This window comes from Marmoricola sp. OAE513 (genome assembly GCF_040546585.1).
Lineage (GTDB): Bacteria > Actinomycetota > Actinomycetes > Propionibacteriales > Nocardioidaceae > Marmoricola.
The window spans coordinates 306,278-330,465 of sequence record NZ_JBEPOC010000001.1; the positions used below are offsets into that span (position 1 = coordinate 306,278).

A 24,188-nucleotide genomic window follows, 5' to 3' on the forward strand; every position below is an offset into this window, starting at 1 on the left:
GCCAGGATTCACGCCCTGGACGCGCTGGTGCGCCGCGGCTAGCGGGATCGCGCTGCAGGCGGACCGACGAGGGGCAACCGGATCTCCAGGGCGGTCCCCTCGCCGACGACGCTGGAGATGTCGATGCTGCCGCCGTGGGCCTCGATGATCGTCTTGGAGATCGCGAGCCCCAGGCCGGTGCCAGGGATGGCGTCGAGCTGCACGCCGGGCGAGCGGAAGAACTTGACGAACACGTCCTGGAGCTCCTCGGGCGGGATCCCACGGCCGGTGTCCGCGATGTGCACGACGGCCTGGCGCCCCTCGCGCCGCAGCGATCCGGTGATCGTCCCGCCGGGCGGGGTGAACTTGATCGCGTTGTTGAACACGTTGTCGATCACCTGCGACAACCGCTCACCGTCGCCGTGGACCTCGAGCAGCGCCCGCCCCAGCCGTACGTCGAAGTGCAGTCCCGCGGCGTGCGCCGCCTTCTCCGCCTCGACCGCCGAGGCGCGGACGACGCCCGCCAAGGAGATCCGTCCCAGGTGCAGCTCCGCCCGGCCGAGCTTGAGGGCGTCGGAGAGCAGGTCGTCGACCAAGCGGTGCAGCCGGCGCGCGTTGCGCTGGACGATCTCGAGGAAGGCGCGCGCGTCAGCCGGGATCCCGGTGACGTCCTCGAGCAGCAGGTCCACGTACCCGACGATCGAGGTGAGCGGGGTGCGCAGCTCGTGGCTGACGGTGGCGACGAACTCGTCCTTGAGACGCGCAGCCGTCATCAGCTCGGTGATGTCGTGGTACGCGAGCACCGCGCCGTCGAACACCCCGTTGGGGGCGAAGAACGGCGAGACCGAGACCGCGAAGGCGCGCCGCTCGCCGACGTGGTCGCCGACCCAGATGAGGTAGTCGCGCAGCGTCTCGCCCTGCACCGCACGCCACGTGGGCAGCTCGTGCTCGGCGAGGGCGGTGAAGCCGTCGGGTCCGAAGGTGCGGCCGACCTGGTCCAGGATCCCGTCACTGCCGCCCAGCGCCTCCAGGAAGCGTTGGTGGCGCGGGTTGATCGAGTGCACGTCCCCGTGGGCGTCGAGCGCGAGCAGGCCGACGTCGACGCTGTTGAGGATGGCCTCGTTGAACCGGCGCTGGTCGGCACTGTCGCCGACCGCCCTCTCGAGCATCTTCTGCGCGTCGGCCGCCTCCACGACCTTGTCCTGCCAGAGCTCCGCGGTCACCGAGACGGCGAAGGCGCACAGCCCCCCGCGAGGAGCAGCTGCTGCACCGTCCGGGCGAGGTCGATCGCAGCCTCGTCGCGCAGCAGCATCGGGAGGCCGAAGACCCCGACGGCCATGACCAGGGTGATGGCGAATCCGCGACGCCCGAACTGCAGACCCAACCAAGTGGCCGGGAAGACCAGCGCGATCGTCGCGGTGCTCTCCGGGTCCAACCGGAGCAACCCCAGCGCGACGATGTCGAGCACGGGGACCAGCACGCTGAAGCGCTCCGCGGCCGGTCGCTTGCCGAGGACGAAGGCGATCGCGGTCGAGAGCGCGACGACGCCGAGCCCGGCGAGGTAGGTGCCCTCCAGCGCCGAGCTGCCGTGCAGCGCGACGAAGGCGAAGTCCGCCAGTGCGGGCACCACGAAGAGGATCTGGGCGATGCGCGGGTCGGCCGTCTCCCGCCCGAGGAGCTGCTGGATGCCCCGGACGAAGGGAGATCGCGTGCGCATCAGACCAGCCCCTTTCCCCGGCGACTCGTTCCTCTCGGTTCGAGACTAGTAGTGCCCAGACGCGGCAGCCACGAACTCAGGACGATGCGTCCGCGAGCCTGCCCGTGGCCGGCTGGGCCCAGCAACCGACGACGAAGCCGACGGCGATCTCGTCAAGCCGCGCAGGGCGGACCCGCCACTCCCACAGGCTCCGCGCCGTGACGAAGGTCGAGTCGGGAAGCTCCTCGGCAAGCATCGCCGCGTCCGCAGCCGGGTGCAGCGGGTCGCGCTCGTGCCCGACGACCAGGGCAGGGACGTCGATCGCGATCCGCTGCTTGGCCGAGGGGGCGAGACGGCCGAAGAAGATGCCGTGCACGGTCGCTGCGAGCGCGCCAGGGCGCTGATCGAGGGTGTCCAGCCCGACGCCGACCCAGAACGGGACGATGCCGCGCGGCACCGCCCGGGAGAGGATGCGGGCGCCGCGCACGGCGAACGGCGCGAACCGGGCGATGAACAGCAGCGGCGAGAGTGTCACGATGCCCGCCTCGACCGCGTTGTCGAGCACCGGCATCTCCAGCAGCAGGCCCTGCACCCGGTCAGGGGCGAGAACGGCCGCCTCCAGGCAGACGTTCGCGCCCGCCGAGGTGCCGCCCAGCACCGCACGGTCGGCGCCGAGGTGGTCCAGCAGGGCCAGGACCTGCTCGCCGAACGCGGTCATCGAGTAGGCCATCGGGTCGTCAGGCCGGTCGGACCGCCCGTGGCCGAGCAGGTCGAGGGTGATGACGTGCGCGCCCGCCGCGGCGATCTTGCGTGCCAGCGGCTGGTGCATCCGCCGCGGCATCAGCTGTCCGGGCACCAGCACCACCCACCGGTCGCCGGCCCCGAACTCGGTGTACTCGAGGCGGTGGTCGTCGACGAAGAACTGCCCGATGCGTTCGGAGACGAGCGTCATGAGCCGAGGCTAGAGGTCAGCGCGCCCCCGCGGAGGGATATCGGTCGTGCGCCTCAGCGCGTCGCAGGTGACGCGCTGAGGCACACGAGCCGCGCTCAGGCGCGGTTGATCGCGGAGACGACAGCCTTGAGCGAGGCGGTCACGATGTTGGCGTCCAGGCCGACGCCCCAGAGGATCTGACCGCGCACGGCGCACTCGACGTACGCCGCGGCGATCGCGTCGCCGCCCTCGGACAACGCGTGCTCGGTGTAGTCGAGGACCCGGACGTCCCACTCCTGCGGAAGAGCGTTGATCGCCTCCACGAACGAGGCGATCGGGCCGTTGCCGGAACCCTTCAGCTCCATCGGCTCGCCCTCGACCACGACGCCGACGACGAGCTGGTCCTTCTCCCCCGCCGCCGAGGACGAGTGCACCGAGTCCAGGCGCAGCGGGTTCTCGCGGGTCAGGTACTCGCCCTGGAAGGTGGCCCAGATGGCCTCGGCGGTCATCTCGCCGCCCTCGCCGTCGGTGAGCGCCTGCACCACGCGGCTGAACTCGATCTGCAGCCGGCGCGGCAGGTCCAGCTTGTGCTCCGACTTGAGCAGGTACGCGACGCCGCCCTTGCCGGACTGGCTGTTGACCCTGATCACGGCCTCGTAGGTGCGGCCGACGTCCTTGGGGTCGATCGGCAGGTACGGCGCCTCCCACGGCACGTCGGCCACGGGGATGCCCTTCTCCGCAGCGATCTTCTCCAGGTCCTCGAGACCCTTCTTGATCGCGTCCTGGTGGGAGCCGGAGAACGCCGTGTACACCAGGTCGCCGGCCCACGGGTGCCGCGGGTGCACCGGCAGCTGGGTGCAGTACTCGACCGTACGACGGACCTCGTCGATGTCGCTGAAGTCCACCTGCGGGTCGATGCCCTGGCTGAACAGGTTCATCGCCAAGGTGACCAGGTCGACGTTGCCGGTGCGCTCGCCGTGCCCGAACAGGCAGCCCTCCACGCGGTCGGCGCCGGCCATCAGGGCCAGCTCGGTCGCCGCGACCGCCGTGCCACGGTCGTTGTGCGGGTGCAGGCTGATCGCCGAGTGCTCGCGACGAGTCAGGTTGCGGCCGAAGTACTCGATCTGGTCGGCGTACGTGTTCGGGGTGGACATCTCGACCGTGGCCGGCAGGTTGAGGATGATCTCGCGACCGGCCTCGGGCTGCCAGACGTCCGAGACGGCTTCGCAGACCTCGAGCGCGAAGTCGGTCGGCGTCTGGGTGAAGATCTCCGGGCTGTACTGGTAGCCGAAGTCGGTGCCCTCCAGCAGCTGCTCGGCGTACTTCATCACCCACTCGGTGCCGCGCGTGGCGATCCCGATGCACTCGGCCGGGCTCACCCCGAACACCACGCGCTGGAACAGTGGGGCGGTCGCGTTGTAGAGGTGGACCGTCGCGTTCGGCGCACCGACCAGCGACGACACCGTCCGCTCGATCAGGTCCTCGCGGGCCTGGGTCAGCACCGAGACACGGACGTCGTCAGGGATCTTGTCGCCCTCGATGATCTGGCGCACGAAGTCGAAGTCGGTCTGGCTCGCCGCCGGGAACCCGATCTCGATCTCCTTGTAGCCCAGCTTCACCAGCAGGTCGAACATCCGCAGCTTGCGCTCGGGGCTCATCGGGTCGATCAGCGCCTGGTTCCCGTCGCGCAGGTCGGTGGAGAGCCACCGCGGGGCGTGCGTGATCTTAGTGTCCGGCCAGGTGCGGTCGGGGACGGTGACGGGCTCGAAGGCGGCGTACCGGTGCACCGGCATGCCGCTCGGCTGCTGCGTGTTGACGGTGCGGCTCAGGTGGATCGCCGGGTTGTTCTCAGTCATGGATCAATCTCTCGCTGTGAGGTGGGTGCCGGCGTACGCGAAGCCTCCGCAGCGAGGGGGTCCGACGTTCTTCAGACCTCGCTGCGGCAGCGAAGAAGGAGCTGGCGCATCAACATGACCTGCTCAGCATAGCGTCTCGGGCAGACTGGCGCTCATGCCCCCGAGCACGCCCCACCTCCTGGTCGTCCACCACTCGCCGACGCCGACGCTCACGGCGCTGCGGGACCGCGTGGTCGCGGGTGCGCAGGACCCGGAGGTCACGGGGGTCGAGGTCGTCGTCCGGAACGCCCTCGAGGTGACCGCGGACGACCTCCTGGCGGCGTCCGGCTACGTGCTCGGGACCAGCGCGAACTTCGGCTACATGTCCGGCGCCCTCAAGCACATGTTCGACTCGACCTTCCTGGCGGTCGGCGGAGCCCTGGACGACAGCGGTGCTGCCGGCGACGCGGCGGGGTCGACGGCCGGTTCGACAGCTGGGCGGCCGTTCGGTCTCTACGTGCACGGCCGGTACGACGTCACCGGTGCCGTCCGCTCGGTACTGGCGATCACGGGGGCGCTCGGCTGGAAGCAGGGTTACACGACGCTGGAGGTGCTCGGCGATCCCGGTGCCGACGACCTCGAGGCGGCGTACGTCCTGGGCGGTACGATCGCGGCCCTGTCGGCCGGCTGAGGAGGGACCGTGCGAGCCGTCGTCATCGGCGCCCTGGCGCTGTGCCTGCTGCCCCTGGTCGGGTGCGGCAGCGACGCAGCCCAGACCGCGTCCGACTCGAAGACCCCGCCCCGGGTCGGTGCCTGTCGTGACCTCAGCGCACGCGACCTGACCAGGGCCAGCAACGACGGGAAGCCGGTCGCCTGCGCGAAGGAGCACACGGCGCAGACCTTCCTCGTCGGCGAGCTCCCGAGGAGCACCGGAACCGCGTACGACGACAAGGGACACGCGGGGTACGTCTACGCCGCCTGCACGAAGGCGTTCGGCTCCTACCTCGGCGCCGACGAGTCGATGGTGATGCGCTCCCGGCTCAGCTGGGCCTGGTTCCGCCCCTCCGAGCGTGGTTGGGACAAGGGGGCGCGATGGTTCCGCTGCGACGTCGTCGGAGGACCCCAGGACGCGACGTCGCTGCGGCCGCTGCCGGAAGAGGCCGAGGGCATGTTCGGCACCGACCTGCCCGACGCCTGGTTCACGTGCGCCGACGGGGAGAGCGTCAGCACCGGTACGAAGGTGGCGTGCACGGAGCCGCACACCTGGCGTGCGGTGACCACGGTCAAGATCGGCCAGCCCGACGACGCCTACCCGGGCGACCGTCTGGCCGAGGTGCGCAGCCGCGACTACTGCAAGGACTCGGTGCGCGGTTGGCTCGGCTATCCGCCGGACTTCGAGTTCGGCTACTCGTGGTTCCGCGAGGACCACTGGGACGGCGGCAACCGCCGCGCCGTCTGCTGGGCGAGGACGACCAAGTGAGCGGCACACGCAGGCGAAGCGGGCTCGCGGCGCTGATCGCTGCCGGGCTCCTGCTCGCAGGGTGCGGCGGCGGGTCGGACGAGAAGCGCTCGGACCCCGAGGCGCCCGCTGCCGTGGTGCCCGCGGCCGCACCCGACGTCGGCGCCTGCTACGACATCGACGTCGCTGCCGCTCTCGAGCTCAGCAGCAGCGCACCGGCGGTGCCGTGCTCGGGACGGCACACGTCGGTGACGGTGTCGGTCGGCACGTTGGACCCGGTGGCAGACGGGCACCTGCTTGCCATCGACTCGACCCGGCTGCAGCGCCAGGTGGCGAACCGGTGCCGCGCGAAGGTCGACGCGCACGTCGGGGGCAGCGCGGAGACCCGACGGTTGAGCCGGGTCCAGGCCGTGTGGTTCTCCCCCACGTTGAAGCAGTTCGACACCGGTGCTCGCTGGTTCCGCTGCGACCTGGTGATCGCGGACGGGGCGACCACGTTCGCCCGTCTCCCGGCGAGGACGAAGGGGCTGCTCGCCAGCGCCTCCGCGTTGAACCGGTACGGCACCTGCGGGACCGCCGCTCCGGGCTCACCTGACTTCACCCGTGTCTCGTGCGCGGCCAAGCACTCCTGGCGCGCCCGGGCCTCGATCAACCTGCCGGCCGGTGCGGTCTATCTCGGCAAGGCCGCCGGGAAGGCGGCGGACTCCGCGTGCCGCGACATCGACGCGCGTCGCGAGACGAACCTGACCAAGCTGCGCTGGAGCTTCGAGTGGCCGACCCGAGCCCAGTGGAGCAACGGGCAGCGGTACGGATTGTGCTGGACGCCCGACTGAGCGCCGGGTTCACCAGGTTTCGAGGCGCCCGCCAGCGCGGCCGCACCTCAACCAGCCGGCGTGCTACCGAACCGGGTGTCCTGCTTCGCGCAGGGTGTCCTTCACGTCGCCGATCCGCAGCGTCCCGAAGTGGAACACCGTGGCCGCGAGCACCGCGTCGGCGCCGGCCTCGACCGCCGGCGCGAAGTGCTCGAGCGCACCGGCGCCACCGCTGGCGATCACCGGGATGTTCACCGCGGCCCGGACCAGCCGCAGCAGCTCGAGGTCGAAGCCGTCCTGGGTGCCGTCGGCGTCCATCGCGTTGAGCAGGATCTCGCCCGCGCCGAGTGCGGCGGCCTCGACGGCCCACGCGACGGCGTCCTTGCCGGCCGACTGCCGGCCGCCGTGCGTGGTCACCTCGAACCCGGAGTCCGTGCCCGCCGCCCGGCGGGCGTCGACCGAGAGCACCAGGACCTGGTTGCCGAAGCGGTCGGCGACCTCGGCGACCAGCTCGGGGCGACGCAGCGCGGCGGTGTTCATCGCGACCTTGTCCGCACCCGCACGCAGCAGCCGGTCGACGTCCTCCACGCTGCTCACACCGCCGCCGACGGTCAGCGGGATGAACACCTGCTCGGCCGTGCGGGAGACGATCTCCATCGTGGTCGCCCGGCCCTCGTGCGAGGCCGAGATGTCGAGGAACGTGAGCTCGTCGGCGCCCTCGGCGTCGTACACCTTGGCCAGCTCGACGGGGTCCCCGGCGTCGCGGAGCTCCTGGAAGTTGATGCCCTTGACCACCCGGCCGCCGTCGACGTCCAGGCACGGGATCACGCGCACCGCCAGGCTCACGAGCCGAACCGCTCCGGCCAGGTGAGGCGCAGCGCGTCCTCCAGCGTGAAGCGGCCCTCGTACAGCGCGGTGCCGATGATGGCGCCCTCGACGCCGATCGGGACCAGGTCCATCAGCGCCTCGAGGTCGTGCAGCTCGGTCACCCCGCCCGAGGCGACCAGCGGCCGGTCGGTGACGGCGCTGACGTCCTTGAGCAGCTGCAGGTTGGGCCCCTGCAGCATGCCGTCCTTGTTCACGTCGGTGACGACGTACCGGGCGCAGCCCTCGGAGTCCAGCCGGGTCAGCACCTCGTAGAGGTCTCCTCCGTCCCGCGTCCAGCCACGGGCCGCCAGAGTGGTGCCGCGGACGTCGAGGCCGATGGCGACCCGGTCGCCGTGCGACGCGATCGCCTTGGCGCACCACTCCGGCTGCTCGAGCGCGGCCGTGCCGATGTTGACCCGGCGGCAGCCGGTCGCCATCGCCGCCTCCAGCGACTCGTCGTCGCGGATGCCGCCGCTCATCTCCACCATGATGTCCAGCCGGCCGACGATCTCGGCCTGCAGCTCGCGGTTGTTGCCCCGCCCGAAGGCGGCGTCGAGGTCGACCAGGTGCAGCCACTCCGCGCCAGCCTCCTGCCAGCGCAGAGCCGCCTCGATCGGGTCACCGAAGCGCTTCTCCGAGCCGGCGACGCCCTGCACCAGCTGGACGGCCTGGCCGTCGGCGATGTCGACGGCGGGCAGCAGCTCGAGGTGGGGGGTCGAGGACTTGTTCACGGGGTGCTCCAGTCGGGTGGGTGGGTCGATCACATCAGAGGGCGAACACGGCCAGCACCGGGAAGGCGAAGACAGCGATCACGAAAGCTGCCAGCCGGGCCTGCCAGTCAGGGCGCGCGAACCAGGTGAAGACCTGGACCGCGAGCAGCAGCATCAGGATGACGCGCAGCCGGGTACGGCGCTTGTTCGCGAGTGCACCCGTCTGCTTGCCGGTCTCCCCGCGCGGGGAGAACGGGCCGAGCCGTCGCTGCCAGGCGGCCTTGCGGGCACGCTTGCGTGCGACCTTCGCCTCCGCGACAGCGCGGGCCTCCGCCCGGGCGGCGGCCTCGGCCTCGCGGACCTCGCGCCGCCGGGCCCGCTCCTTGCTCACAGCGGACTCACGATGCTGTCCGCAGCGAGCCCACCCAGTTGGCGAGCAGCCGGGCGCCGGCGTCGCCGGACTTCTCGGGGTGGAACTGGGTCGCGCACAGCGCGCCGTTCTCGACAGCCGCGACGAACCGGTCGCCGCCGTGCTCGGACCAGGTCACCAGGGGCGCCCGGGTGCGGTCGTTGGTCACCAGCGACCAGTCGCGCACCCCGTAGGAGTGCACGAAGTAGAACCTCTCCCCGGTGACGCCCTCGAACAGCACGGTGCCCTCGGGCACCTCGACCGTGTTCCAGCCCATGTGCGGGACGACCGGAGCCTGCAGCTGCTCGACGGTCCCCGGCCACTCGCCGCAGCCCTCGGACGTCACGCCGTGCTCGACGCCGATCTCGAAGAGCACCTGCATACCCACGCAGATGCCCAGCACCGGACGGCCGCCTGAGAGGCGGCGCCCGATGATCTCCGGGCCCTTGACCCCGCGGAGGCCCTCCATGCACGCGGCGTACGCACCGACGCCGGGCACGACGAGTCCGTCGGCGTCCAGCGCGGCCTGCTTGTCCGAGGTGAGCGTGACCTCGGCACCCGCGCGCTCGAGAGCGCGCACGGCGGAGCGGAGGTTGCCTGATCCGTAGTCCAGGACAACGACGTGAGGGGCCACGGTCAGAGGGTTCCCTTGGTGGACGGCACGCCGGTCTCGCGCGGGTCGAAGGCGACCGCGTCGCGCAGCGCCCGGGCGACGGCCTTGAACTGCGTCTCGACGATGTGGTGCGGGTCGCGACCGCCGAGCACCCGCACGTGCAGGCCGAGGCTCGCGTGGTGCGCGAGCGTCTCGAAGACGTGCCGGGTCAGCGACCCGAGGTAGGCGTCGCCGATGAGCACGAACTGCTGCCCCTCGGGCTCGCCGGTGTGCACGCAGTACGGGCGCCCGGAGACGTCGACGGCGCACTGGACCAAGGCCTCGTCGAGGGGCACCAGGGAGTCCCCGAAGCGACGGATTCCGGACTTGTCGCCGAGCGCCTGCTTGAGGGCGTCGCCGAGCACGATCGCGGTGTCCTCGACGGTGTGGTGGGCGTCGATGTGGGTGTCACCCTCGGTCTGCACGGTGAGGTCGAACAGCGCGTGCCGCCCGAACGCGGTGAGCATGTGGTCGTAGAAACCGACCCCGGTCGAGATGTCGGTCCGGCCGCTCCCGTCGAGGTCTAGCTCGACGAGGACCTTCGACTCCTTGGTCTCGCGCTCCAGGCGCACCTTGCGGCTCATGTCAGTTCCGTCTCTTTCCGCATCACTGTCAAAGTCTCGGTGAGGGCGTCCTTGAACGCCATCATCTCGGCAGCGGTACCGATCGAGACCCGCAGCCATCCGTCGGGACCAGTCTCCCGTATGAGCACTCCCCGATCGAGCAGGCCCTGCCACACCGCATGCCGGTCCTCGAAGAGCCCGAACAGGCAGAAGTTCGCATCGGAGTCCGCGACCGCGTGCCCCTGTGCCCGCAGCCACTCCACCGTGCTGTCCCGCTCGGCGCGCAGCTCGGCCACCTTGGCCAGCAGCTCGTCGGCGTGCCGCAGGGCCGCGTTCGCCGTCGCCTGGGTCACCGCGGAGAGGTGGTAGGGCAGCCGGACCACACGCAGCGCGTCGCAGATCTCCGGCGCGGCCGCGAGGTAGCCGAGGCGCGCGCCGGCCAGGGCGAACGCCTTGCTCATCGTGCGGGTGACCACCAGGTTCCGGTACGACGGCAGCAGCTCGAGCGCGGAGGGGACGCCCTCGCGCCGGAACTCGCCGTACGCCTCGTCGATGACGACGATGCCTCCGGGCAGCAGGTCGCACAGCTTCCCGATCACCTCGTGCGGCAGCGCCGTCCCGGTGGGGTTGTTCGGGGACGGCAGCAGCACCACGGCCGGGGCGTGCTCGGCGATCAGGGCGGCGGCGTGGTCGAGGTCGAAGGAGAAGTCCTCGTGACGGCGACCCGCGACCCAGGTCGTGCTCGTGTCACGCGCGTACTCCGGGTACATCGAGTACGTCGGCGCGAACGAGACGGCCGTCCGACCAGGCCCGCCGAACGCCTGGAGCACCTGCAGCATGATCTCGTTCGAACCGTTGGCCGCCCAGATCTGGTCCGCCGAGAGCCCGGAGCCGCCCGAACCGTTCAGGTAGGCCGCCAGCCCCTCGCGGAGCTCGGTGAACTCCCGGTCGGGGTAGCGGTTCAGCGTCGTCGCAGCAGCGGCCACCGCGGCGGCAATGTCCGCCACGGTCTCGGCCGAGGGGCCGTAGGGGTTCTCGTTGACGTTGAGCTGCACGGGCACGTCGAGCTGCGGCGCGCCGTACGGCTCGACGCCCCGGAGCTCCTCGCGCAGGGGCGGGAAGGTCACGGCTGACTGCCCTCGATGTCGTCCAGCCGCACCCGCACCGCGGTGCCGTGGCCGGGGAGGTCCTCGGCGTCGGCCAGTGTCATCACGTGGCCGCCCACCTCGGCGAGGGCCTCGGCCGAGTACTCGATGACGTGCACGGCGCGCACGAAGGCCCTGACCGAGAGACCCGAGGAGTGGCACGCGCACCCCGGCCGTCGGCAGGACGTGGTTGGACCCGGCGCAGTAGTCACCGAGCGAGACCGGCGCGTACGCGCCGACGAACACCGCGCCGGCGTTGCGCACCCGGGCAGCCACCGCGGCAGCATCCGCGGTGTGGATCTCGAGGTGCTCGGCGGCGTAGGCGTTGACGACGTCGAGCCCCTGGTCGACGTCGTCCACCAGGACGATGCCGGACTGCTCGCCCGTCAGTGCGGTGCGGATCCGCTCGACGTGCTTGGTCGCGGGGACCTGCTTGTCGAGCTCTGCCTCGACCTCGTCGGCCAGGCGCAGCGAGTCGGTGACCAGCACCGAGCCGGCCATCGGGTCGTGCTCGGCCTGGCTGATCAGGTCCGCGGCGACGTACGCCGCGTCGGCGGTGTCGTCGGCCAGGATCGCGATCTCGGTCGGACCCGCCTCGGAGTCGATGCCGACGACGCCCTTGAGGAGCCGCTTGGCGGAGACGGTGTAGATGTTGCCGGGACCGGTGACCAGATCGACCTTGCGGCACGGACCGGCGCCGTAGGCCAGCATGGCGATCGCCTGGGCGCCGCCGACCGCGTACACCTCGGTGATCCCGAGCAGGGCGCACGCGGCCAGGATGGTCGGGTGCGGGAGCCCGCCGTGGTCCTTCTGCGGCGAGCTGGTCAACGCGATCGAGCGGACGCCGGCGACCTGGGCCGGGACGACGTTCATGACCACGCTGGAGACCAGCGGCGCCACGCCGCCGGGGACGTAGAGACCGACGCGGTCGACCGGGATCATCCGCTGGGTCACCCGGGCACCCGGACCGAGGTCGGTGACCACGTCGGCCTCCAGCTCGGCCTCGCAGGTGGCCCGGAGGCGGCGGATCGACTCCTCGAGCCCGGCGCGCACGGCGGGGTCCAGAGCCTCGAGAGCAGCGGTGATGACCTGGGGAGGAACCGCGATGTCGGTGCCGGTCACGCCGTCGAACCTGGCCGAGTACTCCAGGATCGCCTCGACCCCGCGGTCTCGGACGTCGTCGCAGATCGGGCGCACGACGTGCAGCGCGGACTCGACGTCGAAGTCAGCCCGCGGCACCAACGTCGTGTAGTCCGGCGACTCTGCGTCCGGGGACGACGCAGCGGCGCCCCTCAGATCGATCCTGCGCAACATGCGTCCCATTCTAGGGAGGCCCGCCGCACGACTCCGACCGGATTTCACCGCTCGGTCACGGGACGGCGCCACGAGCGAGCTCGGGCGCTCGCTAGGCTCCGAACGTGATCCTCGCTTCACTCCTCAACGTTTCGTCGCCCACTCGGCCACGAGCAAGCTCGGGCGCTCGCTAGGCTCCGAACGTGATCAGGATTCCGGTGTTCCCGCTGAACGCGGTCCTGTTCCCCGGCGTGGTCACCCCCTTGCACATCTTCGAGGACCGCTACCGCGCCCTGATGCGTGACCTGCTGGCGATCGAGAACCGCGAGGACCGGGTCTTCGCCGTCGTCGCGATCAGGGAGGGCTACGAGGTCGGCGAGCACGGCATGCAGTCAATGCACCGCACCGGGACGCTGGTGCAGCTGACCGAGGTCGAGCGGTACGACGACGGGCGGTTCGACATCGAGGTCACCGGCCGTCAGCGGCTGGTGCTCAGCGACGTCGACGGCAGCGGCGAGTACCTCACCGGCGAGTACGAGCTGCTCGAGGATCCGTCAGAGGTCACCGATCCCGAGGCCGAGGAGGAGGCCGCGCGCACGCTCCTGACCTTCGAGACCTACCGGGACGAGCTCTCCGAGCTCCGCGGCGGGCCGGTTCTGGCCGGGCCGATGCCCCACGACCCCACGTACCTGTCGTACTCGCTCGCCGCCACCTGCCTGCTCAGCCAGACCGAGCGCCAGGAGCTGCTCGAGGCTCCGACCGCCCTGGAGCGGCTGCGGATGCTGCGCTGGTCGTTGCGGGAGGAGATGCGGGCGATGCGCGCCGTCCCGAGCCTGCCGGCCACCGAGGTCTCGCGCACCCGCTGGTCCCCCAACTGATGGCGAAGAAGGCCCCGAGCGGGACGCCGGCGATGGTGGCGCTGCAGAAGGCGGGGATCGGGTTCACGGTGCACACCTACGAGCACGACCCGGCGGCGACGTCCTACGGGCTGGAGGCCGCCGAGGCCCTGGGGCTGGACCCCGCCACCGTGTTCAAGACCCTGCTGGCCGAAGCGGACGGCGTCCTGGTCGTCGGCGTGGTCCCGGTGCTCGGCCTGCTCGACCTGAAGGCGCTCGCGGTCGCCGTCGGCGCGAAGAAGGCAGCCATGGCCGACCCCGCGCACGCGACCCGGGTGACCGGATACGTCGTGGGCGGGATCTCGCCCGTCGGCCAGAAGCGGACCCTGCGGACCGTCCTGGACGAGTCGGCGCTGACGCTGACGCGGATCTACGTCAGCGGCGGCCGCCGTGGCCTGGACCTCGGGCTCGCACCCGCGGACCTGGTCACGGCGACCAGTGCCTCGACCGCTGCGATCAGTCGGTCGCGAGCTTGACGAGGATGTGGGCGACGCCCCCGTCGTTCCACGAGCTGATGCCCAGTGACTTCAGCGGCTTGGTGTTCTCGTCCACGTCGCGGACCTCGGAGGCGTCTGCTCCCGAGTCCTCGATCGCGCTGATGATGGCGTCGCGCCACTCGGAGTTGAAATCGACGTAGAACACCGACGAGGCGCGTCCGGCCTCCGGGATGGCGTCCTTGAAACGCGAGCTGTCGCCCAACGAGCCGTTCTCCAGCAGCGAGTCGGCATAGTCCTCCGACGTCGAGAGCACGACCCGGTCACCAGAGCTCTTCACCCCGATCTGCACGTCAGCCAGGCTGGCGCCGAAGGTGTCCTCGAGACGGGCGATCAGATCCTTGATCTTCTGGCCGTCGCCGTGCACCACCAGACCGACCGGGATCTCGGAGAAACCCTCGATCTGAGCGAGGTCGGCCGGGGCGTCACCGCCGAGCGACAGGGTGAGCGCCTTGCCGAGCAGCGTGTCGAGGTCCTCAGGGATCTTCAGACCGGTCTCGTCCTCGAATTCGCCGAGCAGGTCGCCCTCCTCGCCGCACGTACCGGCCTTGAACCCGGTGACGAAGTCGTCGGCGTAGCCCTTCGGCACACCGAACCCGAACGCGAGTGCGGAGTCCTTGGGCAGTGCCTGGATCTGCTTGCCGACCGAGGAGGACGGCACACCGCCCCCCTTCTTGCCACCGCTGACCACCGAGAGCTCCATGCCGCCATCGGCGAAGCGGACGGTGCCGGCCAGGCCACCGAAGTTCTTCAGACCGTCCTTGATCGAACCGACGGCGTCGGTGTCGCAGTCCGGGTCGGCCGTGCTGCCACCGGAGCGCGCTGCGGACTCACCGAACCCGCCCTCCAGGCTGTCCGAGGAGAGCTCCCCGGAGGTGGTGCCGCCGAACAGCTCGCTGCCGAACTCGTCGAGGAGGTCCGAGGCGTAGTCGATGACCTTCGGGCTCACGTAGAAGTTCACGACGCCCTTGTCGCCGACCTCGTCGGCCCACTTCTTGTAGGTCTTGTCGTCGGCGAGCGGCTTCTCCTGCCCGTCCTCGAGGATCTTCTTGGCGTGCGCGATCGAGTCGCTGGCGATCAGGTAGTCCTTGCCGACGGCGAAACCGACGTCGTCGCCGAGGTCCGCACAGCTGACGAGCTTCTGGAAGTTCGCCTTGGCCTTCTTCTGGTCCTCGATCTTCAGAGCCAGGGCCGGGACCGGGTTCTTGTCGCCGAGGTCGACCGCGGCGAACGCGACCCGCTGCCCGATCCAGGGCTTGATGTCGTCGTCGTAGTCCAGGCCGCAGTCCTCGTCCTCGGTGGCCTTCTCGAACACGAACTTGCGCAGGTCGTCGCGGGTGTTGATCCCGAGCTCGTCCTTCAGCGCGGGGAACTTGCGGATCGCCTTGATCGCCGCGATCTTCTGACCACCGGACGGGTCCAGGTCGAGACTGATGACGGCCACCGTCGAGGTCGGCAGGGCCTCCTCCGGCTGCGGGCCGCCACCGAAGAAGAAGGACACGACGGCCCAGGCGCCGCCGCCGAGCAGCGCGGCGACCACGAGGGCGACGATCCCGACGACCAGCCCACGGCGGCCCTTCTTGCCGCCCGCGGCGGGCTCGGGCGCCACGGCAACCGCCTCGTCCTGGTGGGCTGCCCCTGCACCCGGCGGCAGCGTGGCCGTCGGTTCGGTGCCCTCGACGGGCACGGTGGGCTCGGTGGGCTGGACGGGCTCGACGGGCACCGTGGGCTCCGTGGACCCGGTGGGCTCGACGGGAGTCTGGTCGTCAGACATGGCGGTTCCTCAGCTTCGGCGGGAGCGTGCGGGGGCCGCACGCGAGGCACCTTACCTGGCGTACGGCGCGCTGCCGGGCGCTTGATCCAGCTCCGCACGGCGGTTCGCGAACGACTCGGTGAGCCAGAGGGCGAGCGCAGCGCCGAGCAGGGCCGCGATCGACCACGCGAAGTAGACGGCCTTTGCGTCGGGCTTGAGCTGCACCGGGACCTTGTCCCCGATCTGCGCGGCGCCGAGCGCGACGTTGGGGTCCCCGGGCCCCCAGGCCAGCCCGAGCTGCAGCATCACCAGGGTCGCCACGGCTCCCCCGACGGCGACCATGCCGACCATCGCGACCGGCGACTTCCGACGCAGCAGCAGGAGCGCCAGGCCCGAGACGAGCCCACCGATCGCTGCGATCACCGTGAACCAGCCGTTGGTCGAGAACTGCTTGGCCAGCTGCTCCTCGTCCATCGTCCCGGTGGTGGCGATCCGGGTGAACTCCGGGAGCGGGGTGACCTCGACCCAGATCAGCGCACCGATCACCGCGGCGACAGCGAACCAGGCCAGGACGACCAGTGCGCTGGTGACCAGCTCGGTGATCAGCTCGCGGCGCTGCTCGGCGGCCTCGGCCTCGGTCACCGACGGGAAGTCCGGGAACGCCGGGCCCGACGTGGCAGGCGGCACCGGGGCTGACGGACCGGGAGGCGTCAGCGGGTTCTGGTCGCTCATCCCAGGCAGCCCGGGCCGAGCAGCTGCTTGAGGTCGGCGAACAGGGCCGGGGTGGGAGTCACCCTGAGCTGGTCGGGCATCCGGAACACCTTCGTCGAAGTACGGCTCATCAGCTTCAAACGTACCTCCGACATCCCCGGGTGGGTCGAGAGCACCTCCTTGAGCTGCTCGACGACCGGCGGGGTGCACCGCGTCGAGGGGATCGAGATGACCACCGGTCCGCTCGGACCGTCGCTCAGGTCGGGGAGGGTGACCTCCTGACCGTGCAGCTCGGGCTGGTCCTTCTGGCGGGACAGCCGACCCTTGACCGTCACGATGGCGTCCTCGGTCAGCAGCGTCGCCGCGAGCTGGTAGGCGCTGGGGAACAGCAGCACGTCGATGGCACCCTCGAGGTCCTCCAGCGTCACCATTGCCCAGGTGTCACCCCGCTTGGTCATCTTGCGCTGCACGCTGGTGATGAGGCCGGAGACGGTGACGGTGGAGTTGTCGGCGCGCTCCTCGTCGAGCAGCAGCTGTCCGATCGTGCAGTCGCCGGCCGCAGCCAGGACGTGCTCGACACCCAGCAGGGGGTGGTCGCTCACGTAGAGGCCGAGCATCTCGCGCTCGTGCCCCAGCAGCGTGGTCTTGTCCCACTCCTCCATGTCCGGCACCGTCACCGAGGCGCCGAAACCGGCGTCGTCGCCGTCGAGGCCCTCGAGCCCGGCGAACAGGGAGTCCTGCCCCATCGCCTCGTTCTTCTTGAGGTCGGCGTACTGGTCGACCGCGACCTCGTGCACCGCGACCAGCGCCCGGCGCTTGTGCTTCATGTCGTCGAACGCGCCCGCCTTGGCGAGCGACTCGATCACCCGCTTGTTGCAGACCACCGCGGGGACCTTGTCGAGGAAGTCGTTGAAGTCGGCGTACCGGCCCTTCTCCTCACGCCCGGACACGATGCCGTCGACGACGTTGTGGCCGACGTTGCGCACGGCGGTGAGGCCGAAGCGGATGTCGTTGCCGACCGCGGTGAAGTCGTGGGCGGAGGCGTTCACGTCCGGTGGGAGCACCTGGATCTTCATCCGGCGGCACTCGTTGAGGTAGATCGCCATCTTGTCCTTGGTGTCCTTCACGGACGTCAGGAGCGCGGCCATGTACTCGGTCGGGTAGTTCGCCTTGAGGTAGGCGGTCCAGTAGGTGATGACGCCGTACGCCGCCGAGTGCGACTTGTTGAAGGCGTAGTCCGCGAACGGGACGAGAACCTCCCAGAGCTTCTTGATCGCCTCGCGCGGGAAACCGCGCTCGAGCATCCCGGCCTCGAAGCCGTCGTACTCCTTGGCAAGCTTCTCCGCGTCCTTCTTGCCCATCGCGCGCCGCATGTTGTCGGCCGCACCCAGCGAGAACCCGGCGAGCTGCTGGGCGATCGCCATCACCTGCTCCTGGTACACGATCAGGCCGTAGGTCTCGCCCAGCACCGACTCGAGGGCATCGGCGAGAGCGGGGTGGATCGGCTCGATCGGTTGGCGACCGTTCTTGCGGTGTGCGTACTTGTTGTGCGAGTCGGCACCCATCGGGCCGGGGCGGTAGAGCGCGGAGACGGCCGTGATGTCGGCGAACTGGTCGGGCTGCATCGAGCGCAGCAGGGCACGCATGCCGCCACCGTCGAGCTGGAAGACGCCGAGCGTGTCGCCGCGGCCCATCAGCTCGTAGGTCGCCCGGTCGTCGAACGGCAGGTCCTCGAGCACGACCTTCTCGCCGCGGTTCGCCTCGATGTTGGCGAGCGCGTCCTCCAGCGTGCGCAGGTTGGAGAGCCCGAGGAAGTCCATCTTGACCAGGCCGAGCGACTCGCACATCGGGTAGTCGAACTGCGTGATGACGGCGCCGTCCTGGGGGCGCGCCATGATCGGGACGATGTCGATCAGCGGCTCGCTGGACATGATGACGCCGGCGGCGTGGACGCCCCAGTTGCGGATCTGGCCCTCGAGGCCGAGCGCGGTGTTGTAGATGGTGCGGACGTCGTGGTCCTGGTCGTGCAGGGTGCGGAACTCGCCGCCCTCGTTGTAGCGCTTGTGCTCCGGGTTGAAGATGTCCTTGAGCGCGACGCCCTTGCCCATCACGTCGGCGGGCAGTGCCTTGGTGATCTTGTCGCCGATCGCGAACCCGTGGTCGAGGACCCGGGCCGCGTCCTTGATGGCGGCCTTGGACTTGAGCCGGCCGAAGGTCGCGATCTGGGCGACCCGCTCGGAGCCGTACTTGTCACTGACGTACTGGATGACCTCGCCGCGGCGGACGTCGTCGAAGTCGATGTCGAAGTCGGGCATCGACGGCCGCTCGGGGTTGAGGAACCGCTCGAAGAACAGCCCGTGCTCCAGCGGGCACAGGTCGGTGATCCGCAGCGCGTACGCCGCGATCGAACCGGCACCGGAACCACGGCCGGGGCCGACCCGGATGCCGTTGTCCTTCGCCCAGCCGATGAAGTCGGCGACCACGAGGTAGTACCCGCAGTAGCCCTTCTGCGAGATGATCGCGAGCTCCATCTCGACCCGGTCGCGGACCTCCTGGGTCAACCGCTCGCCGGGGTAGCGCGCCTCGATGCCGCGCCAGACCTCCTTGCGGAACCACGAGTCCTCGGTCTCCCCCGCCGGCACGTCCGCCCGGGCCATGTAGCCGCCCGTGGACTCGGTGAACTCGACCTGGCAGCGCTCCGCGATGGCGAGGGTGTTGTCGCACGCCTCGGGCATGCCGAACCCGTCGGCCCACAGCGCGCGCATCTCGGCCGCGGACTTGATGTAGTAGCCGCCGCCGTCGAACTTGAGGCGGTTGGCGTCGGAGAGCCGCTTGCCCGAGGCGACGCAGATCAGGGCGTCGTGGGCGTCGGCGTCCTCGGGGTTGTTGTAGTGCGAATCGTTGGTGGCGATCGGGGGGATGCCGAGCTGCTTGCCGAGCTTGAGCAGGTCGTCGCGGACCCTCCTCTCGATCGAGATGCCGTGGTCCATGAGCTCGAGGAACACGTTGTCCCGACCGAAGATGTCCTGGAGCTCGCCGGCCTCCTGGACGGCCTCGTCCCACTGCCCGAGACGGAGCCGGGTCTGGATCGCGCCGCTGGGACAGCCGGTGCTCACGATGAGGCCCTTGCTGTAGGTCTGCAGGATCTCCTTGTCCATCCGCGGCTTGAAGTAGTAGCCCTCCAGGCTCGACAGGGATGAGAGCCGGAAGAGGTTGTGCATGCCCTCGGTCGACTCCGACCACATGGTCATGTGGGTGTAGGCACCGCCGCCGGCGACGTCGTCGCCGCCCTCCTCCGCCGCGTCGCCCCGCCCCCACCGGACCCGCCGGCGCTCGGAGCGCTGCGTCCCGGGCGTCACGTAGGCCTCGATGCCGATGATCGGCTTGACCCCGTGCTTCTTGGCCTTGGAGTAGAAGTCGAAGGCACCGTGCAGGTTGCCGTGGTCGGTCATGGCGATCGACGTCATGCCCAGGTCGTTGACCCGCGAAAAGAGACCGTCCAGCAGCGAGGCGCCGTCGAGCATCGAGTACTCGGTGTGCACGTGCAGGTGGACGAAGTCCGCGGCGCCGGCCGACTGCGTTGTCATGGAGCGGGGATCACCTTCCCAGGGGTTGCGGATGGGGACGCCGAAGCGTCTCGGAACTGCCTGGGGAAGGTTGTCAGCCTACGTCCCCGGTGATCGCGATTGTGTCAGGCACGGCCGACATTCCTCATCCCGGGACGGAGGACGAAACAGCGCCCGGCGCGTCCTCGAGGACACGCCGGGCGCCGGTGGAAACTACCCTCGTCGCGCCTCAGAAACGGCCGGGACCGCGCCCGGCCATCTCCTGGAGCCGGGCGATCCGGTCCCCCGTCGGCGGGTGCGTCGAGAAGAGCTTGGACACGTCCTGGGCACGGAACGGGTTCGCGATCATCATGTGGCTCGCGTTCTGCAGCTGCGGCGTCGGCTGCAACGGCCGCGCAGCCACCCCGTGCTCGAGCTTGTTGAGCGCGCTGGCCAGGGCCATCGGGTCACCGGTCAGCCGGGCGCCGTCCTCGTCCGCGTCGTACTCGCGGGTACGGCTGATCGCCATCTGGATCACCGACGCGGCGATCGGGGCGAGCAGCGACATCAGGATCAGCACCAGCGGGTTGGGGCGGTCCTCGTCGTCGCCACCGCCGAAGATCGAGGCGAACATCATCATCTGCGCCACCGAGGTGATCACACCGGCCACCGCGGCCGCGACCGACGACGTCAGGATGTCGCGGTTGTAGACGTGCATCAGCTCGTGGCCCAGCACGCCCCGCAGCTCACGCTCGTCGAGCAGCTCGAGGATGCCCTCGGTGCAGCACACCGCGGCGTGGTCGGGGTTGCGGCCGGTGGCGAACGCGTTGGGCGCGCTGGTCGGGGAGACGAACAGGGCCGGCATCGGCTTGCCCGCGGTCATCGAGAGCTCGCGGACGATCCGGTACATGGCCGGCTGCTCCTGCTCGGTCACCGGGACCGCCTGCATCGCACGGATGGCGATCTTGTCGGAGTTCCAGTAGCCGTACGCCGTCATGCCGACGCCGAACAGCGCGAAGAGCCAGATGAAGGCCATGCTCCCGGTCGACGCGCTGATCGCGCCGCCGATGGCCAGCAGGAGGCCGAAGATGCCGCCGAGGAGCAGCGCGGTCTTCAGGCCGTTGAAGTGGTTGTGCATGTCTTCCCCAACGAGTCGGCCGCGGAGTCGGTTCCCGCGGTGCGGAGTGACGCGGACCTCACCGGTCCCGTTCGTAGGCATCGAGGGACTCCCCGATGACCGTGTGCATGATCCGGGTGATCGCTGCCAGGCCCAGTCCGGGTGCGTGCGCCGCCATCCGGGCAGCGATGGCCGCCTCCCGTTCGGGGTCGCGGCCGGACTGCCCCGGGTTGTCCTTGAAGCCCTGCACGGTCGCGGTCAGCGCGAGCCGCCGGGCGAGCAGCAGGGCGAGCTCGTCGTCGACCGCGTCGATCTGGCCGCGCAGGTAGCTCAGCGGCTCCCGCCCGGGCCACACCATCCGGACGTCGGGCGCCTTCTCCGCGTTCCCGGACCCGTCGGTGTGCTCCAGCTCGACCAGACCGTGCCGGTGGTAGAAGCCGCGGGCCGAGGAGTTGCTCGCGAACACCCAGAGGCCGAAGCCGTCCGGCCGCTGGGCCTTGACCAGGTCGAGCAGCATCGACCCGACTCCCCCGGCCTGGTGGTGCGGCCCGACGTACAGCGAGTTCAGCCAGGCGCCCTCGACCATGGCGAACCCGATGAGGTCGCCGTCCTCGGCCACCCAGATCTCCTGGGTGTGCGCGTGCTCGTCGAACCAGGCGCGCACCTTGTCGTCGCTGCTCACCACCGGCGGCATCTGCGGTACGGCGGCACGCCGCGTGGCCAGGAACAGCTCGGCGATCTCGGGCAGGTCCTCGGGGGTGCCCGGTCGCAGCAGGACGTCGTCAGTGGGCGTCACGGATCTTCTCCAGCGCGCTCGCGAGGTCCGCCGGGTAGGTCGACTCGTACTCGACGTGCTCCCCCGAGTCGGGATGGGTGAACCCGAGGCGGATCGCGTGCAGCCACTGGCGCTCGAGCTTGAGCCGCTTGGCGAGCGTCGGGTCGGCGCCGTACGTCAGGTCGCCGACGCACGGGTGCTTGAGCGCCGCCATGTGCACCCGGATCTGGTGGGTGCGGCCCGTCTCCAGCTGGATCTCCAGCAGGCTGGCGAACCGGTGCGCCTCGAGCGTCTCGTAGTGGGTGACGCTGTGCTTGCCGTCCTCGCGCACCGCGAACTTCCAGTCGGACTTCGGGGCCCGCCCGATCGGGGCGTCGATGGTGCCGGCCAGCGGGTCCGGGTGCCCTTGGACCAGCGCGTGGTAGGTCTTGTCGATCTCGCGGTTGCGGAAGGCGTTCTTCAGGACCGAGTACGCGCGCTCGCCCTTGCAGATCACCATGACGCCCGACGTGCCGACGTCCAGGCGCTGCACGATCCCCTGCCGCTCCGGTGCTCCGCTGGTGGCGATCCGGTACCCCGCTGCGACGAGGTGGCCGACGACGGTCGGCCCCGTCCAGCCCATGGAGGGGTGCACGGCGACGCCGACCGGCTTGTCGATGACGACGATCGACTCGTCGTCGTGCAGGATCCGGATGCCCTCGACCAGCTCGGCGTTGATCTCGAGCGGGTCGCCGGCTGCGGGCAGGCTCACCTCGAGAAGGGTCCCCGGCAGCAGCCGGTCCGACTTCATCGCGGTGCTGCCGTCGAGCTGCACCAGACCCTCGCTCAGCAGGTCGGCGGCCTTGGACCGGGAGATGCCGAACATCCGGGCCAGGCCGACGTCGACGCGTTCGCCGGCGAGACCGTCGGGGACCAGGAGGGCACGCTCCTCGGCGGCGGAGGCACTCACGAGGACTTCTCCGACTTCTCCTCCCGGCCTGCCAGCGGCACACCGCGCAGCGACTGCAGGATGATCAGTCCGGCCGCGATGTTGATGCAGATGTCGGCGATGTTGAAGATCGGCCAGTTCGGCAGCTCGAGGAAGTCGATGACGTGCCCCCGCAGCGGACCCGGGTCGCGGAAGAACCGGTCGACCAGGTTGCCGGCGATGCCGGCGATCAGCAGGCCGAAGGCCAGGGTCCACAAGGGCGTCCGCACCCGGCGGGCGACGACCAGCACGACGACCAGCGCCACGCAGCCGAAGGCGGAGATCCACGGCGTCATCGAGGTGCCGGTGCTGAAGGCGGCGCCAGGATTCCTGGTCAGGTGCAGCTGGAGCAACGATCCGATGAAGTGCCGCGGCTCACCGTCGGCGAGACGCTCGACGGCGAGGACCTTGGTGCCCAGGTCGACCAGCAGGGCGACCAGACCGATGGCGAGGATCGGAACCAGCCGGGAGCCGGAGTCCTCCGTCGGCTGGGGAGACTCCCCGTCGCTGGTTAGCGACGTTCCTCGCGCTGCTTGCATGTCATGCACATTGTCGCACGCGGGAATGCCATCAACCGATTCTTGCCGATCGGGTTGCCGCACACCTCGCAGACGCCGTAGGTCTTGTCGGCGATCCGGTCCAGCGCGTGCTCGGACTGCACCAGCATGTCGCGCGCGTTGTTGACGATCGTCATCTCCTGGTCGCGCTCGAACGTCGCCGAGCCCACGTCCGCGGTGTCGTTGCCGGCACCCTCGCCGCCGCTGGACATCATGTGGGCGAGGTCGCTCTCGACCACGTCGAGCTCGGCCTTCAACCGCTTGACGTCGGCACGCAGGGTGTTGCGCACCTCGTTGAGCTCGTCCTTGGTCCAGGGGCTCTCGTCCTCGCGGACGACGAGCTTGGACTTGGAGGTGGCAGCCTTGATCGGGGCGGCCGTCTTGACCGGGGTCTTCGGGGTCGGCGCAGAAGTCACGGGCGCTACCTTGACAGGTGCCTCCAACTTCGGCGCCACCGCCTTGCTCGCGGGGGCCTTCTTGGCAGGCGCCGCCTTGGCGGGGGGCGCCTTCTTGACCGGTGCAGCCTTCTTCGCCGGAGCGGTCTTCTTGACCGGCGCGGCCTTCTTGGTGGGGGCCTTCTTCGGGGGCGCGGCCTTCTTGGCCGGTGCTGCCTTCTTGGCCGGAGCCTTCTTGGCGGGCGCGGCCTTCTTCGCGGGCGCTGCCTTCTTGGCCGGAGCCTTCTTCGCGGGCGCCGCCTTCTTCGCGGGTGCTGCCTTCTTGGCGGGGGCCTTCTTCGCCGGAGCTGCCTTCTTCGCGGGCGCGGCCTTCTTGGCCGGTGCTGCCTTCTTGGCCGGAGCCTTCTTCGCGGGCGCCGCCTTCTTCGCGGGCGCCGCCTTCTTGGCCGGAGCCTTCTTCGCGGGCGCCGCCTTCTTGGCGGGGGCTGCCTTCTTCGCGGGAGCCGCCTTCTTGACCACCTTGCGGGCAGCGGCGCCCGCTCGACTGACCAGCGACTTCTTGGGTGATGCAGCCATCGCGCTTCGCCCCCATCGGGCTGTAGGAAATATGACGTAGGTCATAACCAG

Annotated in this window: 23 protein-coding genes and 1 pseudogene; 5 read left to right on the top strand and 19 right to left on the bottom strand. The window is 70.2% G+C overall.

From position 1 onward, the window contains the following. Positions 1 to 38: 38 nt before the first annotated feature. The 4 genes from ABIE44_RS01470 to leuA form a co-directional block, all read right to left on the bottom strand. Positions 39 to 1,202 carry a sensor histidine kinase gene (locus ABIE44_RS01470; protein WP_354437752.1) on the bottom strand — a complete coding sequence of 388 codons (1,164 nt, stop codon included), beginning with the start codon at positions 1,200 to 1,202 and terminating at the stop codon, positions 39 to 41. Beyond that, a complete protein-coding gene (locus tag ABIE44_RS01475; protein ID WP_354437754.1) occupies positions 1,199 to 1,696 on the bottom strand; it encodes a hypothetical protein in 498 nt (165 codons plus the stop codon). Before ABIE44_RS01475 ends, ABIE44_RS01470 begins: the two co-directional genes overlap by 4 nt. 76 nt (positions 1,697 to 1,772) lie before the next feature. After that, a complete protein-coding gene (locus tag ABIE44_RS01480; RefSeq protein ID WP_209713306.1) occupies positions 1,773 to 2,627 on the bottom strand; it encodes an alpha/beta fold hydrolase in 855 nt (284 codons plus the stop codon). Positions 2,628 to 2,722: 95 nt separating this feature from the next. Then, on the bottom strand, positions 2,723 to 4,462 hold the full coding sequence (gene leuA / locus ABIE44_RS01485) for a 2-isopropylmalate synthase (protein ID WP_354437756.1): 1,740 nt from the start codon (positions 4,460 to 4,462) through the stop codon (positions 2,723 to 2,725). Between the two features lie 154 nt (positions 4,463 to 4,616). Between leuA and ABIE44_RS01490 the strand changes: the two genes are divergently transcribed. From ABIE44_RS01490 to ABIE44_RS01500, 3 genes are read left to right on the top strand one after another with little or no spacing between them, the layout of a single operon-like run. Further along, on the top strand, positions 4,617 to 5,132 hold the full coding sequence (locus tag ABIE44_RS01490) for a flavodoxin family protein (protein ID WP_209713304.1): 516 nt from the start codon (positions 4,617 to 4,619) through the stop codon (positions 5,130 to 5,132). A gap of 9 nt (positions 5,133 to 5,141) precedes the next feature. Then, positions 5,142 to 5,921 (top strand): septum formation family protein, encoded by a 780-nt coding sequence (locus tag ABIE44_RS01495; protein WP_209713302.1) that lies wholly within the window; start codon positions 5,142 to 5,144, stop codon positions 5,919 to 5,921. After that, positions 5,918 to 6,733, top strand: a complete 816-nt coding sequence (locus tag ABIE44_RS01500; RefSeq protein ID WP_209713300.1) for a septum formation family protein — start codon at positions 5,918 to 5,920, stop codon at positions 6,731 to 6,733. Before ABIE44_RS01495 ends, ABIE44_RS01500 begins: the two co-directional genes overlap by 4 nt. A gap of 63 nt (positions 6,734 to 6,796) precedes the next feature. Here ABIE44_RS01500 and hisF read toward each other — a convergent pair whose 3' ends face one another. The 7 genes and pseudogenes from hisF to hisD form a co-directional block, all read right to left on the bottom strand. After that, the gene (hisF, locus tag ABIE44_RS01505; protein ID WP_209713298.1) at positions 6,797 to 7,558 is read right to left on the bottom strand and encodes an imidazole glycerol phosphate synthase subunit HisF; all 762 of its coding nucleotides are present in this window, start codon (positions 7,556 to 7,558) and stop codon (positions 6,797 to 6,799) included. Further along, positions 7,555 to 8,310 (bottom strand): bifunctional 1-(5-phosphoribosyl)-5-((5-phosphoribosylamino)methylideneamino)imidazole-4-carboxamide isomerase/phosphoribosylanthranilate isomerase PriA, encoded by a 756-nt coding sequence (gene priA / locus ABIE44_RS01510; RefSeq protein WP_209713296.1) that lies wholly within the window; start codon positions 8,308 to 8,310, stop codon positions 7,555 to 7,557. The genes hisF and priA overlap by 4 nt, the downstream gene beginning before the upstream one ends. 34 nt (positions 8,311 to 8,344) lie before the next feature. Then, positions 8,345 to 8,680, bottom strand: coding sequence for a hypothetical protein (locus tag ABIE44_RS01515; protein ID WP_209713294.1), 336 nt, complete (start codon positions 8,678 to 8,680; stop codon positions 8,345 to 8,347). Positions 8,681 to 8,687: 7 nt separating this feature from the next. After that, the gene (gene hisH / locus ABIE44_RS01520) at positions 8,688 to 9,332 is read right to left on the bottom strand and encodes an imidazole glycerol phosphate synthase subunit HisH (protein ID WP_209713292.1); all 645 of its coding nucleotides are present in this window, start codon (positions 9,330 to 9,332) and stop codon (positions 8,688 to 8,690) included. A gap of 2 nt (positions 9,333 to 9,334) precedes the next feature. Next, complete coding sequence (gene hisB, locus ABIE44_RS01525; protein WP_209713290.1) at positions 9,335 to 9,934, bottom strand: imidazoleglycerol-phosphate dehydratase HisB; 600 nt, start codon at positions 9,932 to 9,934, stop codon at positions 9,335 to 9,337. Next, positions 9,931 to 11,040, bottom strand: a complete 1,110-nt coding sequence (locus tag ABIE44_RS01530; protein ID WP_209713288.1) for a histidinol-phosphate transaminase — start codon at positions 11,038 to 11,040, stop codon at positions 9,931 to 9,933. The genes hisB and ABIE44_RS01530 overlap by 4 nt, the downstream gene beginning before the upstream one ends. Beyond that, positions 11,037 to 12,372 (bottom strand): annotated as a pseudogene (hisD, locus tag ABIE44_RS01535) (histidinol dehydrogenase). The gene ABIE44_RS01530 and the pseudogene hisD overlap by 4 nt, the downstream one beginning before the upstream one ends. A gap of 182 nt (positions 12,373 to 12,554) precedes the next feature. Here hisD and ABIE44_RS01540 point away from each other — a divergent pair. After that, complete coding sequence (locus tag ABIE44_RS01540) at positions 12,555 to 13,229, top strand: LON peptidase substrate-binding domain-containing protein (protein ID WP_209713284.1); 675 nt, start codon at positions 12,555 to 12,557, stop codon at positions 13,227 to 13,229. Then, a complete protein-coding gene (gene ybaK / locus ABIE44_RS01545; protein WP_209713282.1) occupies positions 13,229 to 13,723 on the top strand; it encodes a Cys-tRNA(Pro) deacylase in 495 nt (164 codons plus the stop codon). Before ABIE44_RS01540 ends, ybaK begins: the two co-directional genes overlap by 1 nt. Here ybaK and ABIE44_RS01550 read toward each other — a convergent pair. The 8 genes from ABIE44_RS01550 to ABIE44_RS01585 form a co-directional block, all read right to left on the bottom strand. Beyond that, the gene (locus ABIE44_RS01550; protein WP_209713280.1) at positions 13,704 to 15,515 is read right to left on the bottom strand and encodes a DUF3352 domain-containing protein; all 1,812 of its coding nucleotides are present in this window, start codon (positions 15,513 to 15,515) and stop codon (positions 13,704 to 13,706) included. The two genes, ybaK and ABIE44_RS01550, sit on opposite strands and share 20 nt — an antisense overlap. A 51-nt stretch (positions 15,516 to 15,566) precedes the next feature. Continuing rightward, a complete protein-coding gene (locus tag ABIE44_RS01555) occupies positions 15,567 to 16,226 on the bottom strand; it encodes a hypothetical protein (protein ID WP_209713278.1) in 660 nt (219 codons plus the stop codon). Continuing rightward, positions 16,223 to 19,792, bottom strand: coding sequence for a DNA polymerase III subunit alpha (gene dnaE / locus ABIE44_RS01560; protein ID WP_209713276.1), 3,570 nt, complete (start codon positions 19,790 to 19,792; stop codon positions 16,223 to 16,225). Before dnaE ends, ABIE44_RS01555 begins: the two co-directional genes overlap by 4 nt. Before the next feature lie 208 nt (positions 19,793 to 20,000). After that, positions 20,001 to 20,888 (bottom strand): zinc metalloprotease HtpX, encoded by an 888-nt coding sequence (gene htpX / locus ABIE44_RS01565; protein WP_209713274.1) that lies wholly within the window; start codon positions 20,886 to 20,888, stop codon positions 20,001 to 20,003. 58 nt (positions 20,889 to 20,946) lie between these two features. Then, a complete protein-coding gene (locus tag ABIE44_RS01570; protein ID WP_209713272.1) occupies positions 20,947 to 21,663 on the bottom strand; it encodes a GNAT family N-acetyltransferase in 717 nt (238 codons plus the stop codon). After that, positions 21,650 to 22,591: an RluA family pseudouridine synthase gene (locus tag ABIE44_RS01575; protein ID WP_209713270.1), complete on the bottom strand. Its 942-nt coding sequence runs from the start codon at positions 22,589 to 22,591 to the stop codon at positions 21,650 to 21,652. Before ABIE44_RS01575 ends, ABIE44_RS01570 begins: the two co-directional genes overlap by 14 nt. Continuing rightward, complete coding sequence (gene lspA / locus ABIE44_RS01580) at positions 22,588 to 23,148, bottom strand: signal peptidase II (RefSeq protein ID WP_209713268.1); 561 nt, start codon at positions 23,146 to 23,148, stop codon at positions 22,588 to 22,590. The genes ABIE44_RS01575 and lspA overlap by 4 nt, the downstream gene beginning before the upstream one ends. After that, a complete protein-coding gene (locus tag ABIE44_RS01585; protein WP_209713266.1) occupies positions 23,121 to 24,137 on the bottom strand; it encodes a TraR/DksA family transcriptional regulator in 1,017 nt (338 codons plus the stop codon). The genes lspA and ABIE44_RS01585 overlap by 28 nt, the downstream gene beginning before the upstream one ends. Positions 24,138 to 24,188: the final 51 nt, after the last annotated feature.

Bases quoted from the DNA above. Each gene is read 5' to 3' on its own strand.
- ABIE44_RS01555 (WP_209713278.1), bottom strand. From the start codon at position 16,226: ATGAGCGACCAGAACCCGCTGACGCCTCCCGGTCCGTCAGCCCCGGTG.
- ABIE44_RS01475 (WP_354437754.1), bottom strand. From the start codon at position 1,696: ATGCGCACGCGATCTCCCTTCGTCCGGGGCATCCAGCAGCTCCTCGGG.
- lspA (WP_209713268.1), bottom strand. From the start codon at position 23,148: ATGCAAGCAGCGCGAGGAACGTCGCTAACCAGCGACGGGGAGTCTCCC.
- dnaE (WP_209713276.1), bottom strand. From the start codon at position 19,792: ATGACAACGCAGTCGGCCGGCGCCGCGGACTTCGTCCACCTGCACGTG.
- leuA (WP_354437756.1), bottom strand. From the start codon at position 4,462: ATGACTGAGAACAACCCGGCGATCCACCTGAGCCGCACCGTCAACACG.
- ABIE44_RS01480 (WP_209713306.1), bottom strand. From the start codon at position 2,627: ATGACGCTCGTCTCCGAACGCATCGGGCAGTTCTTCGTCGACGACCAC.
- htpX (WP_209713274.1), bottom strand. From the start codon at position 20,888: ATGCACAACCACTTCAACGGCCTGAAGACCGCGCTGCTCCTCGGCGGC.
- ABIE44_RS01490 (WP_209713304.1), top strand. From the start codon at position 4,617: ATGCCCCCGAGCACGCCCCACCTCCTGGTCGTCCACCACTCGCCGACG.
- ABIE44_RS01585 (WP_209713266.1), bottom strand. From the start codon at position 24,137: ATGGCTGCATCACCCAAGAAGTCGCTGGTCAGTCGAGCGGGCGCCGCT.
- hisB (WP_209713290.1), bottom strand. From the start codon at position 9,934: ATGAGCCGCAAGGTGCGCCTGGAGCGCGAGACCAAGGAGTCGAAGGTC.
- ABIE44_RS01550 (WP_209713280.1), bottom strand. From the start codon at position 15,515: ATGTCTGACGACCAGACTCCCGTCGAGCCCACCGGGTCCACGGAGCCC.
- ybaK (WP_209713282.1), top strand. From the start codon at position 13,229: ATGGCGAAGAAGGCCCCGAGCGGGACGCCGGCGATGGTGGCGCTGCAG.